Below are 13,685 nucleotides of genomic sequence, written 5' to 3' on the forward strand. Positions count from 1 at the left end.
GCGTGCGAAGTCGACCCGGTGACCCGGATCGCCATGGAAAGTGTAAGGGACCGCCGGAGCGCGGGGCGACACACGCTGTCCTCGCGCAGGGGGCGCACGGAGTTATCCACAGGCGCAGAGCAAGATCATCTCTGGCGGCCGGGTTCCGTCACCGTTGGTGCCATGTCATCACACCTCGCGCTGCACGCGCTCACGGCAGTACTGCTGGCCCTTCTCCCCGGTGCCTGGGCGGCGGACGCGGCGGACGGCGACGGCGGACGGGCCTGGCCCGTGCCCGCGTCCGCACCCGGCCTGCGCCGCCCGGTGGTGGAGCGCGGCTTCGACCCGCCGCTGTCCCGTTGGGGTGCCGGGCACCGCGGCGTTGACCTCCGGGCCGGGCCGGGCACCCCGGTGCGGGCCGCCGCGCCGGGCCGGGTGGCCTTCGCCGGACCGGTCGCGGGGCGCGGGGTGCTCGTGATCCGACTCGCCCTCCCCGGCGATCTGCGGATCACCTACGAGCCCGTGCGCGCCTCCGTCGCGGTCGGGGACGACGTCGCGGCGGGCGACACCGTGGGGGTCCTCCAGCCCGGCCCCTCGCACTGCCCCGGCGGCTGCCTCCACTGGGGGCTGCGGCACGGGCCCGCCTACCTCGACCCGCTCTCCCTGCTGCCCGCGTCCATACTCCGGGCCGGGCCCTCGCGGCTGCTGCCGGTCCTCGGTGTCCCGCTGCCGCCGGCGGGGGAGGCCGGTCAGCCGGGGCCGGTCAGCCCTTGACGCCGCGCAGCGCCATGTCCACGGCCGCCTGGATGATGCGGTCGGGATCCTCGGCCGCCCCGAGCTCGATGCGGCGCACGGCCGCGTCGACGACACCTTGCAGAAGCATCGCGCTCAGCCGGGGCTCCGAGTGCCCCAGCGCGCCCAGCGCCTCGACGACCATCGCCACCAGCACACCGTGCGCGGCGCGGATCTTCTCCCGTGCGCCCGAGTCGAGTTCACCGGAGGAGATCGCCACCACGGCCCGGTGCCGCCGGTCGCCGACCAGCGCCAACTGGCTGCGTACATAGGCCTCGATCTTGGCTTCGGGATCGGCGACAGCGGCCATCGCCGCCTCGACCTCGGCCGCCCAGACGGGGAAGTCGACCGCGCACAGCTCCTCGACGACGGCCGCACGCGAGCGGAAGTACTCATAGACGGAAGACCGCGCCAGCCCGGTGCGCTCGGCGAGCGCCGGGAAGGTCAGCGACTCCGTACCGCCTTCGGACAGCAGCGAACGGGCGGCGTCCAGCAGGGCGTCGCGCTGCATCGACCGATGCTCGGCCACCGAGGCCGCTCGAATCTTGGGCACGGCACCACTGTACGGAAACCACGAGAGCCTGTGTCTGAGCCGGCAGCAGTCAGCGGGGGCGGTCAGCGGCCGACATCGGCCAGTTTCGCGCGCAGCTGCAGCACGGACTTGGTGTGGATCTGGCTCACCCGGCTCTCGGTCACCCCCAGCACCTGGCCGATTTCAGCCAGCGTGAGCCCCTCGTAGTAGTACAGCGTCACCACGGTCTTCTCGCGCTCCGGCAGGGTGTTGATGGCCCGCGCGAGCAGCCGGCGCAGCTCGCGGTCCTCGGCGACCTCGACCGGATTGTCCGCGCCGGTGTCCTCCAGGGTGTCCACCAGGCTGAGCTGTCCCCCGCTGTCACCCCCGACGTGCAACAGCTCTTCGAGGGCGACGACATTGGCCAGCGAGAGCTGGCTGAAGACCCCGTGCAGCTCGTCGACGCCGATGCCCATCTCGGCGGCGACCTCGGGCTCGCTCGGGGTGCGCCGCAGCGAGGCCTCAAGGGTCGCGTAGGCCCGCTCCACGGCGCGGGCCTTCTGCCGTACGGAGCGCGGAATCCAGTCCAGGGCCCGCAGTTCGTCGATCATGGCGCCGCGGATGCGGGTGATCGCGTAGGTCTCGAACTTGATCGACCGCTCGGGCTCGAACTTCTCGATGGCGTCGATGAGCCCGAAGACACCGGAGGAGACGAAGTCCGCCTGCTCGACGTTGGCGGGCAGGCCCACACTGACCCGGCCCGCCACATATTTGACCAGCGGCGAGTAGTGCAGGATCAGCTGCTCCCGCAGCCGTGCGTCCCCCGTGGACTTGTACATCCGCCACAGCTCGTCGAGCGAGGTGGGCGCTGCGGGCCGCGGAGTGCTGCGGGCGGCGACAGCCGCCATCGCGCGGTCGGGCCCGGGGGTGTGCTGGGGCATGCGTCGTTCTGAGCCGTTCTGCTGTGACGTGGGGGACGGACATGTCAGGGACGGAAGGGACGGGGAGTCGAGCCTCGTTGAGCGTAGCGTGACGAAGGTGTCGCTGATTGCTACGACTTCGGCACGAGGCCCCGGCAGAGACGTTCCGGTGTGCGACCCGGGACAAGAGGGTCACGAGGTTTCGTTCTGTGCGGTTCTCGTCACGGAGTCGCAAAATGCCGCGTTCTGCGGGCACCCCCATAAACTCGTCACCCGACCGGCCCAGGTCAAGAACCGTGCTGTCACCTGATGGTGTGTTCATTGCCGTTCACCCCTCCGCGACCGTCCGATCTGCCCGATTGGTACCCGACAACCGCCAGCAATGGCCCTCCCGTTCGACGAATCCGAGGGCCTGCAACTCGTAGAGACTGCCGAGCGTGTCGTCGACCGCGATGCCCGCGGCGTGGGCGATCCGGCCACCGCTGGCGCCGCCTTGGGCCGGCACCGCCTCCAGCACGCGCGCGGCGCGGGGAGGCAACAGATCCCGGGCGAGGACCGGGCCGCGCCGCTCCGGCCCGAGGTCGTCGCCGATGCTGCCGACGAGCTCGGCGATGTCACGTGCGTCGGTGACCAGTTCCGCGTCCCCGCGCAGCAGTTCGTGCACGCCCTGCGAGAGGCCCGAGGTGCAGGGGCCGGGGACGCCCATGACCGACCGTCCCATCTCCCGCGCCCGGCGGGCCGTGATCAGCGAGCCGCTGCGGTACTGGGCCTCGACCACAACCGTGCCCCGGGTCAGCGCGGCGATCACCCGGTTGCGCATGACGAACCGGCTGCGGGTCGGATGCGAGCCGGGCGGCAACTCACCGATCAGCAGACCCTGTTCGCCGATCCGCCCGATCAGTTCCGCGTGCCCCGGCGGATACGGGACATCGACCCCGCAGGCCACGACGCCGACCGTCGCGCCGCCCACCGACAGTGCGCCCCGGTGGGCGGCGCCGTCGATGCCGTAGGCGGCGCCCGAGACGACGATCCAGCCGGCCTCGGCCAGATCGGCCGCCAGCCGGGCGGCCATGTGCGCACCGTAGTCCGTGCACGCCCGGGCCCCGACCACGGCGACGGAGCGCAGTGCCCACATCCGCAGGGAGGGCCGCCCGCGCACCCACAGGCCGTAGGGCCGCTGATCGCCCAGGTCGTCCAGCTGGGTGGGCCACTCCGGATCGCCGGGGCAGATGAACCGGCCGCCCAGTGCCTCCGCCGCCGCGAGGTCACGCTCGGGGTCCACCCGCTGCCCGCGCAGCCGGTAGCCCGCCATCCGGGGCTCGCTCGCGCCGGGCAACGGCCGTCCTTCGGTCAGCGCCTGTACGACCGCCCGCGGCCCGTGCTTCCGCAGCCACGCACCGACGACCTCGTCCCCGGGGTCGGCGATCCGGGTGACGGCGACCCGCGCCAGGCGCTCCTCCTCGCAGAGCGGCCCGGCGGCCGGTTCCGGATCCGCGCCGGGATCCGCACCGCGATCCGCGCCGGGATCCGCACCGCGATCCGCGCCGCACAGGTCGAACAGCGTGTCCGTCATCAGATGTCCCCCATCGCGATCGCCACACCCCGCCGCACTCCGGTGCGCAGTTCGAGGGCACGTGCCATGTCAACCCCGTCCGGCCGGTCGTGGCCCCCTAGGTCCGCGACCGTCCAGGCCACGCGCAGCACCCGGTCCAGACCGCGGGCGGTGAGCAGGCCTCGTTCCATGTCCTGCTCAGCGGGCCGCATCGCACCGGGCGCCATCCGCCAGCGCGTCCGGAGCTCATGCCCGGGCACCTCGCTGTTGGTCCGCCACGGGGTGCCCTCGTACCGGGCCGCGGAGCGATCCCTGGCCTCCCTCACCCGGGCCGCGACGGTTCTGGTGGATTCCGACTCCCCGAGGTGGCCGAGCAGCTCCGAGCGGCTCACGGCTTCGACATCGACCCGCAGGTCGACCCGGTCGAGCAGCGGTCCGGACAACCGCCCCTGATAGCGGCGGATCATGCTCGGCGTACAGTCGCATCCGCCTCCGAGAGAGCCGTATCTGCCGCAGGGGCAGGGATTGGCCGCCAGGCAGAGCAGGAAGCGGGCCGGGAGCCGCACCACCCCGGCGGAGCGGGCGATGACCACATGGCCGGACTCCAGCGGCTGGCGCAGGGCCTCCAGGGCCTGCCCGTTGAACTCCGGAGCCTCGTCGAGGAAGAGCACGCCCTTGTGCGCCAGCGAGACGGCGCCCGGTCTGGGCAGCGCGTTGCCGCCGCCGACCAGGGACTGCATGGTCGCCGAGTGGTGCGGGGCGCAGTAGGGCGGGATGTCCACCATCGGCTTGCCCGGCGGCAGTATCCCGGCGACCGAGTGGACCGCCGTGACCTCAAGGGACTCCTGCCGGGTCAGGGGCGGCAGCAGCCCGGGCAGGCGCTCGGCGAGCATCGTCTTGCCGGCGCCCGGCGGGCCTTTCAGATAGAGATGGTGGCCGCCCGCCGCCGCGACCTCCAGGGCCATCCGGGCGGCCCCCTGTCCGGCGACATCGGCCAGGTCGGGGGCGGGAGAGTCGGCGAACCCGGTTCCGATGCCCGCCCCGGGCACGACGAGCCCCGCCAGCATCGGGTCGGGACGGCCGTCCTCCGAGTCGTCCGCCTCCTCCGGGGCCAGTTCGTCGTTGAGCAGCGCGATGAGCTGCCGCAGTGTGCGCACCCCGAGCACGGAGACACCCGGGACCAGTGATGCCTCGGCCGCGGTGCGGTCGGGGACGACAACATGGCGGTACCCGGCTTCGGCGGCGGCGAGCACCGCGGGGAGTACGCCGCGGACCGGGCGCACCCGGCCGTCCAGGCCCAGCTCGCCGATCATCATCAGGTCGGCGATGTCCTTGGGTGCGATGCGCTCGTTGGCGGCGAGCACGGCGCAGGCGACGGCCAGGTCAAAGCCGCTGCCGCCCTTGGGCACGGATGCGGGGCTCAGGCCCACCGTGAGCTTCTTCTGGGGCCAGGTCTCGCCGCTGTTGACGATGGCGGCGCGGACCCGGTCCCGGCTCTCGCTGAGGCTCTTGTCCGGGAGCCCGACCAGTGTGAAGGCCGCGACGCCCGGTTCGAGGTCGGCCTGGACCTCGACGACGACGCCCTCGACGCCGAGCAGTGTCACGGAGCACGTACGGGCGAAGCCCATCAGGCCACCCCCCGCACATGCTCGACCCGCGCGGCGCCGCGCTCGGGCACCAGCACCCCGACGAGGTCGATCCGCACCCCGCCCGGGGGCATGCCGCCGTGCTCGGCCACCCAGCGGTCGGACAGCCAGCGCTCGGCGAGCCGCCGCAGCCGCTCGGCCTTGCGCGCGGTGATGGCGGCCATCGGATGCTCGTAGTCACCCTGTATGCGGGACTTGACCTCGCAGACGACCACGGCATCGCCGTCCACCGCGACGATGTCGATCTCGCCGTCCCGGCACCGCCAGTTACGCTCCAGCACGGTCATACCGGCCGTGTCGGCGAGCCAGCGGGCCGCCAGGTCCTCCCCGTACCGGCCAAGAGCTCCTCGGGCGTTCATTCGCACCACCTCCGTCACTCACTGTGACGGAAGTGGCGCCCCAAAGATGATCTTGGTCAGCCCCTGTGGATAACTCAGCCGTTGAAGCCGGACTCGTCCTGCGGAAGATCCAGATCCGACTTGTTGAGCTCCTCGATGTTCACGTCCTTGAACGTGAGCACCCGCACCTGCTTGACGAACCGGGCCGGCCGGTACATGTCCCAGACCCACGCGTCGGCCATCGACACCTCGAAGAAGACTTCGCCCTGGACCGAGTGCACCTGCATCTCGTAGTCGTTGGTCAGATAGAAGCGCCGCTCGGTCTCGATCACGTATTTGAACAGGCCGACGACGTCGCGGTACTCCCGGTAGAGCTTCAGCTCCATCTCGGTCTCGTACTTTTCGAGGTCCTCGGCGCTCATGGCATGTTCCCCTTCAGCCGTTCGTCCCCCCATTGTGCGTCAGTCACGCTCAGTCCCCAGGTGAATCGGGGATTGCGGGGGTCCTTCGTCGAGCAGCGTGCGCAGCAGCCCGGCGAGCCTGGTCGGATACACCGTCTCACGCGAGCGGAGAAGTTCCTCACAGGTCCACCACCGCAGTCCCGCGACGCTGCGGCGCTCCAGCTCGGTCTGACCGCCGGAGTGGACCTCGGTGGCCTCCGTGTGCCCCAGGTAGTACCACTCATCCTGCTCCCACCTGCGGCCGTCGAAGTCGAAGGCGCTGGTCCGCTCCCACAGCACGGGCCCCAGGCGCACCGATGTGATTCCGGTCTCCTCCGCGACCTCACGGCGTGCCGCCGCCTCCAGGCTCTCGCCGGCCTCGACGCCACCGCCCGGGGTGAACCACCAGCTCACGGCGGGGTCCGCGGGCTCGAAGCCGTGCAGCAGCAGAATCCGGTCGGACGGATCGAGCAGCACGACCCGGGCCGCGCGCCGGCGCATCGCTAGCGTTTCCGCCGCCGGGACAGCCGGGACAGCGTCCCCGCGACCGGCCCGTAGGCCGCGCCGCCGAAGATCAGCACCACACCTGCCACGATCGCGCTCACCACCCACTTCAGCGGCCCCGGCTGCGAGGGCCCGCCGCTCAGTCCCGTGAATGCATCGGTCCTGTCGATCATGCCCATCCGCCCGAGCGGCCATGCAATGGCGTCCACCCGCGCCTGCACCGTGCTGCGCGGTACGGACCCGTTGTCGGTGTCCGTGAGCCGCACCCGGGAGTCCTGGGACTCGGCCCGGTTGTCGCCCATCAGGAAGAGGTTGCCCTTGGGCACGGTGGCCTCGAAGCCGACCGGGGACGCGGGCTCGGAGGTGTCCTTGATGTAGGGCTCTTCGATCGCCTTGCCGTTGACCGTCATACGGCCCTGCTTGTCACAGCAGACGATTCTGTCGCCGCCCACCCCGACCACCCGCTTGACCTCGGGGATATTGCCCCACAGCGAGTCGGTGAAGACCACGATGTCGCCGCGCCGCACCTGCGAGCCGTCGATCCGCTGGGCCAGGATCTTGGCCCCCACGGCCACCGTCGGGGTCATCGACCCGGTCGGCACCGTGTACGGCCGGTAGACCACCACGCCCCAGCCGAATCCGCCCACGAACAGCACGAAGCCCAGCGCGACGGCCAGCCCGGACACTATGTGCCCGGCCCGGCCGCCCGCCGGGCGTCCCGCCTTGCCTGCCGCACCCGCACCCGTGCTCGTACGCGTACGTGTCGTGCTCTCACCGCTCATGGCTCCGCACCCTACCCCGGGGTACGCGGCGAGGTCAGCGCCCTTGCCGGACCTTCGCGATCAGCCGACGGCGTCGCCACACCGCGAGCGGCACCGCGCCCACGAGACCGGCCGCCGCGGGGAGCTGCGCGCCCGCCGCGTTGATCCCGGACTGGTCGAAGGTGGACGGGACCGGCAGCGTGGACCAGCGGTTGATCGGCCAGGCCACCACGATCGCGCGGCCGACGACCTCGTCGACCGAGACCGTGCCGTTGCCTTCGAGGTTCTGGTGGTAGCGCGAGTCCAGGGAGTCCTGGCGGTGGTCGCCCATCACCCAGATCCGGCCCTTGGGCACCTTGATCGGGCCGAACGGCTTGTCGCCGCAGGCCGTGTTCCCCGGGTAGATGTACGGCTCGACGAGCGCCTTGCCGTTGACCGTGACCGGACCGGTGCCCTTGCACTCCACCGTGTCGCCGCCAACCGCGATGACCCGCTTGATCAGGTCCTTCTCCTCCGCCGAGGGCATCAGGCCGATGAAGCTCAGTGCCTGCTGCACCGCCCTGGCCACCGCGTTGGTGTCGGGCTGCACCGTCTCGCCCAGCCAGCCGCCCGGGTCATGGAAGACCACGACCTCGCCGCGCTCCGGCTCCGAGCCGAACCACGGGGTCAGCTTGTCCACCAGGACGCGGTCGCCCTCCTGCAGCGTGTTCTCCATCGACGCCGACGGGATGGAGAAGGCCTGCACCAGGAAGGTCTTGATCAGCAGGGCCAGGACCAGCGCGATGCCGATGAGAAGAGGCAGCTCCTTCCAGAAGGACCGCTGCTTCCGCTCCTGACGTTCCGGCTCCTCCGGTGAATGCTCCGAGGGCTCCTCCGGACCGGCCGGACCGTCCCCGTGTTTATCGCCCGCGCCCTCGAAGGAGCCTGCGGAGCTGCCGGACCCGCCGAATTCCGGGGTGTCCGCGGAACCGACCTTGCCGCCGGCCACCGCCTCGTCCTCCGCGGACGCGTTCGCCGAAGGATCCCGGTCCTCGGGCTCTTCGCGTCCGGACCGTGCGCCGACCACCAGGTCCCCCACATCCACTCCTCACTCCACGCTGCCGCCTGCCCCATACGCGACGCAGGCCCACCACTCCCATAACGAGCGGGAGTTCCGCAGGAGTCGGGAGCTGGATCAATCCTTGCCGATTGTTGGCTGTCGCCACCCTATTGGTCCCGCCGAGGGCCGACGTACCACTGCTGCCCGACGCGGCCACCGCGGCGAATGTGGCCGGCTCCTTCAGGCTCGTCATATGGCCCATCGGCCAGGCGATCACAAAGGCCCGTCCCACCACCAGACTCTCGGGGACCGTGCCGTTGCCGTCCTCGTCCAGGTGGTACCGGGAGTCGGCCGAGTTGGAGCGGTGGTCCCCCATCACCCACAGCCGTCCGGCCGGAACCTTGACCGTGAATTTGATCTGTGAGGGCGGATTGCCCGGATGCAGATACGCGGTCTCGGTCAGCGCGGTGCCGTTGACCGTGACCCGCCCCTGGGAGTCACAGCACTTCACCGTGTCGCCGCCGACCGCGACCACCCGCTTGATCAGGTCCTGCTCGTTCGACGAGGGCAGCAGCCCGATGAAGACGAAGAACTCCTTGATCTGCTTGATCACGATCGGGTCGCTCGTGGTCGAGGTCGTCTCGCCGTCCAGCCAGTGGCCGGGGTCCTTGAAGACCACCACGTCGCCACGCTGCGGCTTGGAGCCGAACCACGGGGTCAGCTTGTCCACCAGGACCCGGTCGCCGATCTTGATGGTCTGTTCCATCGAGCCGGACGGGATGACGAACGCCTGCAGCAGGAAGGTCTTGAGCACCAGCGCGATCAGCAGCGCCACGACGATGAGGATCGGCACCTCTTTCGCCGCACTGCGCCGCCGCTTTCGCTTGACCTTCCGCGCCAGCTTGCGGCGCTCCGCCCGCCCCCCGCTCCTGCGGGCCCGTGGCGCCTGCGGCTCGTCGGACAGCCCGTAGTCGCCGTACCCCGGTATGGATTCCCCGCGGCGCGGCCTGCCCCGCCTACCCATCTGCCCGGTCCAGGTAACGCCAGCGGCTGAGCGGCCATACGATCCGCTCGGCCCGCCCGATCACCTTGCCGACCGGCACGGTTCCGCCACCGGGCTCGCCGAGGTGATCGCGCGAGTCCCGGGAATCGTCTCGGTGGTCGCCCATCACCCACAGCCTCCCTTCCGGTACCTCGATATCGAACGGTACCCGGGACGGCTTGTCCCCGGGGTAAAGGTATGACTCGGTCAACGGACGGCCGTTCACCGTTATCCTGCCCTGCTTGTCGCAGCAGGTCACCCGGTCCCCGCCGACGCCGATGACCCGCTTGATGTAGTCGGGCCCGCCCGACGTCTGCACAAACGACCCCTCGCCGTCGAACACCACGATGTCGCCCCGTCGCGGCGCCCCGCCGAAACGGTACGCCAGCTTGTTGACCAGCACCCGGTCTCCCACCAGCAGCGTGTTCTCCATCGATCCGCTGGGGATCACGAAGGGCTGCACCAGGAATGTGTTGACCAGGAACAGCGCAGCGGCACACGCCACGAACAGCAGCGCGTACCGATGTGTACGTACGCCGAAGCGCGACCGCTCAGTGCTGACGCGGTCGCGCTCCGGAAGATCCGTCTGCGTGTCCATCGAGCGGAGCCTATACGGCCCCGCCATGGACTCAGTTGTCGCGCTTCTCCTTGATCTTCGCGGCCTTGCCGCGCAGCTCACGGAGGTAGTACAGCTTGGCGCGACGGACGTCACCGCGGGTCACGATCTCGATCTTCTCGAAGATCGGGCTGTTCACCGGGAAGGTGCGCTCGACGCCGACGCTGAAGGAGACCTTGCGGACGGTGAAGGTCTCGGAGACGCCTGCGCCCTGACGGCGGATGACGACACCCTTGAACTGCTGGACACGGGAGCGGTTGCCCTCGATGACGCGGACGTGGACGTTCACGGTGTCGCCGGGGCGGAACGCCGGGACGTCGGTGCGCAGGGAGGCGGCGTCGACGGAGTCGAGCAGCTGAGACATGTTCGTCTGCTTTCTTCACCGATGCCACAGGTCATCGGCGGAATCTCGGAATTCACGAATGATGTACGGGAGCCGCTGCGCCGGACGGACGTCGTTCCCCCTGTGGCAGGGGCGCGCGCCGGACGCACAGCAGCGGCCTATTCTTCCACGGCCTGCGGCACTCGCCCAAATCGGCCGTCGGCCTGCTCCGCCCAGCCCAGCTCGGCGAGCAGCCTGCGGTCGTGCTTGTCCAGCGCCGCCGGGTCGCAACGCCCGATCAGGTCGGGCCGGTTGGCGGCGGTACGGCGGAAGGCCTCGTCGCGGCGCCAGCGGGCGACCTTGCCGTGGTGGCCGCTGAGCAGCACCTCGGGGACCTCGCGGTCGCGCCAGACGGGGGGCTTGGTGAAGACCGGGCCCTCCAGGAGGTCGGCCATGGCGCCGGGCGCGAAGGAGTCGTCCCGGTGCGACTCGGCGTTGCCCAGGACGCCGGGCAGCAGCCGGGCCACCGCCTCGACGATCACCAGGACCGGGGCCTCGCCGCCGGCCAGGACGTAGTCGCCGATGGAGACCTCGCGTACGTCCAGCTTGTCGCCGTACGCGTCGATGACCCGCCGGTCGATGCCCTCGTAACGGGCCGGGGTGAAGACCAGCCAGGGCCGCTCGGACAGCTCGACCGCCAGTTCCTGGGTGAAGGGCACGCCGCTCGGCGTCGGCACCACCAGAACCGGCTGCCCCTCCCCCGGTTCGCCCGACTCCAGGACCGCGTCCAGCGCCTCGCCCCACGGCTCGGGCTTCATGACCATGCCGGGGCCGCCGCCGTAAGGGGTGTCGTCCACGGTGTTGTGCTTGTCGTGGGCCCAGTCCCGCAGGTCGTGGACGCGTACGTCCAGCTGACCGCGCTGCCGGGCCTTGCCGACGAGCGAGACATTCAGCGGTTCGAGGTACTCGGGAAAGATCGTGACGACGTCGATGCGCATGGCGGCCTCGCTCACTGCGCCTGTGCTTCGTCCAGCAGCCCCGGCGGCGGGTTGATGACCGCCCGCTGCTCCTCCAGGTCGATCTCGGGGACGATCTCCTCGACGAACGGGATCATGACCTCGCTGCCGTCCGGCCGCTTGACGACCAGCAGGTCCTGGTACGGCAGATGGCTGATCTCGCTGATCCGGCCCACTGCGGTGCCGTCCGCCAAGACCACGTCGAGGTCCATCAGCTGGTGGTCGTAGAACTCCTCGGGGTCCTCCGGCAGCTCCGCCGGGTCGACCTCGGCGATGAGCAGCGTGTTGCGCAGCCCCTCGGCGGCGGTGCGGTCCTTCACGCCCTCGAAGCGCAGCAGGAGCCGGCCGCTGTGCACCCGGCCCGTCTCGATGGTCAGCGGTCCGGCCGACGCCGGGTCCGTGGCCAGTACGGCGCCCGGGCCGAGCCGCTGCTCGGGCTCGTCGGTGCGCACCTCGACCGTGACCTCGCCCTTGATGCCGTGGGCGCGGCCGATCCTGCCGACTACCAGCTGCACTGCAGTTTCTCCTGTGCTCTACGGGCTGTGCTCTAGGGGTTCTGCGGAACCAATACGAACACGGGCCGGGGTGCGGCTGCCTGAGCCGTACCCCGGCCCGTGCCGGTATGTCACTACTTCAGCGGACGTCGTCGACGTCGACCAGGTCGACGCGGACGCCACGGCCGCCGAGCGCGCCCACGACCGTGCGCAGGGCGCGAGCGGTGCGGCCGTTGCGGCCGATCACCTTGCCGAGGTCCTCGGGGTGTACCCGGACCTCCAGCACCCGTCCGCGGCGCAGGGTCTTGGATGCGACCTGCACCTCGTCCGGGTTGTCGACGATGCCCTTGACCAGGTGCTCAAGGACCTCCTCGAGCATGCTCAGGCCTCGGTGGACTCGGCCGCGGCAGGAGCCTCGGCAGCGTCATCGGCCTTCTTGTCGGCCTTCTTGGCCTTGGGGGTGATCGCCTCACCCTTCGGCTCGTCGCCCGAGGTCACGGACTCGAAGAGGGCACGGTGGTCGGCCTTGGGCTCGGCCACGAGCAGCGGCGCCGGGGCCGGGAGGCCCTTGTGCTTCTGCCAGTCGCCGGTGAGCTTGAGGATCGCCATGACGGGCTCGGTCGGCTGCGCGCCGACGCTCAGCCAGTACTGCGCGCGCTCCGAGTCGACCTCGATGCGCGAGGGGTTCTGCACCGGGTGGTACAGGCCGATCTCCTCGATGGCCCGGCCGTCACGGCGGGTACGGGAGTCGGCGACGACGATGCGGTAGTGAGGCGAACGGATCTTGCCCAGACGCTTCAGCTTGATCTTGACTGCCACTGGAGTGGGGTCTCCTGGTCTTGACGTGTTTGGACGCGACGGAGCACCACGTGGGGTTGTGGTTCCCGTAGCGTCCGATGGACGCGTCAGCCGAAGGAGAGAGGGGTCCTGCACGGCTGCCGAGTGCTCAGCTGACCATTCTGCCATACAGCAGGCATGCTGCCGCACGCCCCGTGGCATGCGCGCTGCATGACAGAACAATCCTGGCGGTCACGCCACAGCTGCTGCCTCCGGGATACGGAACGGGGTGCCGCACGCTCCGCAGACGATCGGCGCCTGCGCGAGGACGGAAGGCACGACGCGGACATTGCGTCCGCAGTCGCACACCGCCTTCACGCGCACGCCGCCACCGGAGGAGCCATGGCGCGCGGCGGGGCCACGGAAGCTGCGGGTGGTGTCCGCCGCGGTGGCCACGGTGTGCGCCTTGAGCGCGCGCTGGAGTCTTTCGATGGTGGCGCGATAGCGCTTCTTCGTGTCCGGGCGCAGCTGGACCAGCGAGAAGCCACTGCTGGGATGCGGCTCCTCGGAATGGTCCAGGCCGAGCTCGTCGGCGATCGCCAGGAAGCGTCGGTTGTGGTAGCGGCCGGCGCGCGAGGTGTCACGGATACCGCGGGCAGCGGCGACTCCGTGCACGGCCTCGTGCAGCAGCCTTTCGAAGGAGAGCTCGGTGCCGCAGGCGGACGAGGACTCTCCGATCAGGGACTCTGGGGCGGCCAGATCCGGCAGTTCGGGGTGGTGCCGTTGAATGTCGGCCCACGCGACTGCCAGCTCGGCGGCGAGAACTGGTGGTGTCGTGCTCACGTCGATACAACGAGCCAGGACCGCCCGGTGTTCCGATTCCGGGGCATCCCAAATAATTTGCACTCAACGGTCAGTTCTGAGTGATTCCCATGA

The 13,685-nt window shown here is 70.5% G+C and carries 18 protein-coding genes; 1 reads left to right on the top strand and 17 read right to left on the bottom strand.

Translation table 11 applies throughout. From position 1 onward, the window contains the following. The first annotated feature begins 162 nt into the window (after positions 1–162). A complete protein-coding gene (locus OG607_RS12550; RefSeq protein ID WP_405722567.1) occupies positions 163–753 on the top strand; it encodes a murein hydrolase activator EnvC family protein in 591 nt (196 codons plus the stop codon). Here OG607_RS12550 and OG607_RS12555 read toward each other — a convergent pair. The 17 genes from OG607_RS12555 to OG607_RS12635 form a co-directional block, all read right to left on the bottom strand. Next, positions 743–1,300 carry a TetR/AcrR family transcriptional regulator gene (locus OG607_RS12555; RefSeq protein ID WP_405736714.1) on the bottom strand — a complete coding sequence of 186 codons (558 nt, stop codon included), beginning with the start codon at positions 1,298–1,300 and terminating at the stop codon, positions 743–745. The genes OG607_RS12550 and OG607_RS12555 overlap by 11 nt on opposite strands. Before the next feature lie 86 nt (positions 1,301–1,386). Further along, positions 1,387–2,223 carry an RNA polymerase sigma factor WhiG gene (gene whiG / locus OG607_RS12560; protein WP_329311831.1) on the bottom strand — a complete coding sequence of 279 codons (837 nt, stop codon included), beginning with the start codon at positions 2,221–2,223 and terminating at the stop codon, positions 1,387–1,389. Positions 2,224–2,530: 307 nt separating this feature from the next. Beyond that, the gene (dprA, locus tag OG607_RS12565) at positions 2,531–3,775 is read right to left on the bottom strand and encodes a DNA-processing protein DprA (protein WP_405722569.1); all 1,245 of its coding nucleotides are present in this window, start codon (positions 3,773–3,775) and stop codon (positions 2,531–2,533) included. After that, a complete protein-coding gene (locus tag OG607_RS12570) occupies positions 3,775–5,382 on the bottom strand; it encodes a YifB family Mg chelatase-like AAA ATPase (RefSeq protein ID WP_405722571.1) in 1,608 nt (535 codons plus the stop codon). Before OG607_RS12570 ends, dprA begins: the two co-directional genes overlap by 1 nt. Beyond that, positions 5,382–5,759 carry a YraN family protein gene (locus tag OG607_RS12575; protein ID WP_405722573.1) on the bottom strand — a complete coding sequence of 126 codons (378 nt, stop codon included), beginning with the start codon at positions 5,757–5,759 and terminating at the stop codon, positions 5,382–5,384. The genes OG607_RS12570 and OG607_RS12575 overlap by 1 nt, the downstream gene beginning before the upstream one ends. Positions 5,760–5,833: 74 nt before the next feature. Further along, on the bottom strand, positions 5,834–6,160 hold the full coding sequence (locus tag OG607_RS12580) for a DUF2469 domain-containing protein (protein WP_329311835.1): 327 nt from the start codon (positions 6,158–6,160) through the stop codon (positions 5,834–5,836). 39 nt (positions 6,161–6,199) lie between these two features. Beyond that, a complete protein-coding gene (locus OG607_RS12585) occupies positions 6,200–6,679 on the bottom strand; it encodes an NUDIX hydrolase (RefSeq protein WP_405722575.1) in 480 nt (159 codons plus the stop codon). A gap of 2 nt (positions 6,680–6,681) precedes the next feature. After that, on the bottom strand, positions 6,682–7,464 hold the full coding sequence (gene lepB / locus OG607_RS12590; RefSeq protein ID WP_405722577.1) for a signal peptidase I: 783 nt from the start codon (positions 7,462–7,464) through the stop codon (positions 6,682–6,684). 34 nt (positions 7,465–7,498) lie between these two features. Next, positions 7,499–8,431, bottom strand: coding sequence for a signal peptidase I (gene lepB, locus OG607_RS12595; RefSeq protein ID WP_405722579.1), 933 nt, complete (start codon positions 8,429–8,431; stop codon positions 7,499–7,501). Next, on the bottom strand, positions 8,343–9,506 hold the full coding sequence (lepB, locus tag OG607_RS12600) for a signal peptidase I (RefSeq protein WP_405722582.1): 1,164 nt from the start codon (positions 9,504–9,506) through the stop codon (positions 8,343–8,345). Before lepB (OG607_RS12600) ends, lepB (OG607_RS12595) begins: the two co-directional genes overlap by 89 nt. Next, complete coding sequence (gene lepB, locus OG607_RS12605) at positions 9,499–10,122, bottom strand: signal peptidase I (protein ID WP_405722584.1); 624 nt, start codon at positions 10,120–10,122, stop codon at positions 9,499–9,501. The genes lepB (OG607_RS12600) and lepB (OG607_RS12605) overlap by 8 nt, the downstream gene beginning before the upstream one ends. A gap of 31 nt (positions 10,123–10,153) precedes the next feature. After that, positions 10,154–10,504 carry a 50S ribosomal protein L19 gene (rplS, locus tag OG607_RS12610; protein WP_405722587.1) on the bottom strand — a complete coding sequence of 117 codons (351 nt, stop codon included), beginning with the start codon at positions 10,502–10,504 and terminating at the stop codon, positions 10,154–10,156. 137 nt (positions 10,505–10,641) lie between these two features. Beyond that, a complete protein-coding gene (gene trmD, locus OG607_RS12615) occupies positions 10,642–11,460 on the bottom strand; it encodes a tRNA (guanosine(37)-N1)-methyltransferase TrmD (protein WP_405736717.1) in 819 nt (272 codons plus the stop codon). Between the two features lie 11 nt (positions 11,461–11,471). Further along, positions 11,472–11,993: a ribosome maturation factor RimM gene (rimM, locus tag OG607_RS12620; RefSeq protein WP_405722590.1), complete on the bottom strand. Its 522-nt coding sequence runs from the start codon at positions 11,991–11,993 to the stop codon at positions 11,472–11,474. 118 nt (positions 11,994–12,111) lie between these two features. Then, the gene (locus OG607_RS12625) at positions 12,112–12,351 is read right to left on the bottom strand and encodes an RNA-binding protein (protein ID WP_329311843.1); all 240 of its coding nucleotides are present in this window, start codon (positions 12,349–12,351) and stop codon (positions 12,112–12,114) included. A gap of 2 nt (positions 12,352–12,353) precedes the next feature. Then, positions 12,354–12,791 (bottom strand): 30S ribosomal protein S16, encoded by a 438-nt coding sequence (gene rpsP / locus OG607_RS12630; protein ID WP_329311844.1) that lies wholly within the window; start codon positions 12,789–12,791, stop codon positions 12,354–12,356. 210 nt (positions 12,792–13,001) lie between these two features. Beyond that, positions 13,002–13,592 (bottom strand): hypothetical protein, encoded by a 591-nt coding sequence (locus tag OG607_RS12635; RefSeq protein WP_405722592.1) that lies wholly within the window; start codon positions 13,590–13,592, stop codon positions 13,002–13,004. Positions 13,593–13,685: the final 93 nt, after the last annotated feature.

It is taken from the genome of Streptomyces sp. NBC_01537 (assembly GCF_045040445.1).
Taxonomy (GTDB): Bacteria; Actinomycetota; Actinomycetes; order Streptomycetales; family Streptomycetaceae; genus Actinacidiphila.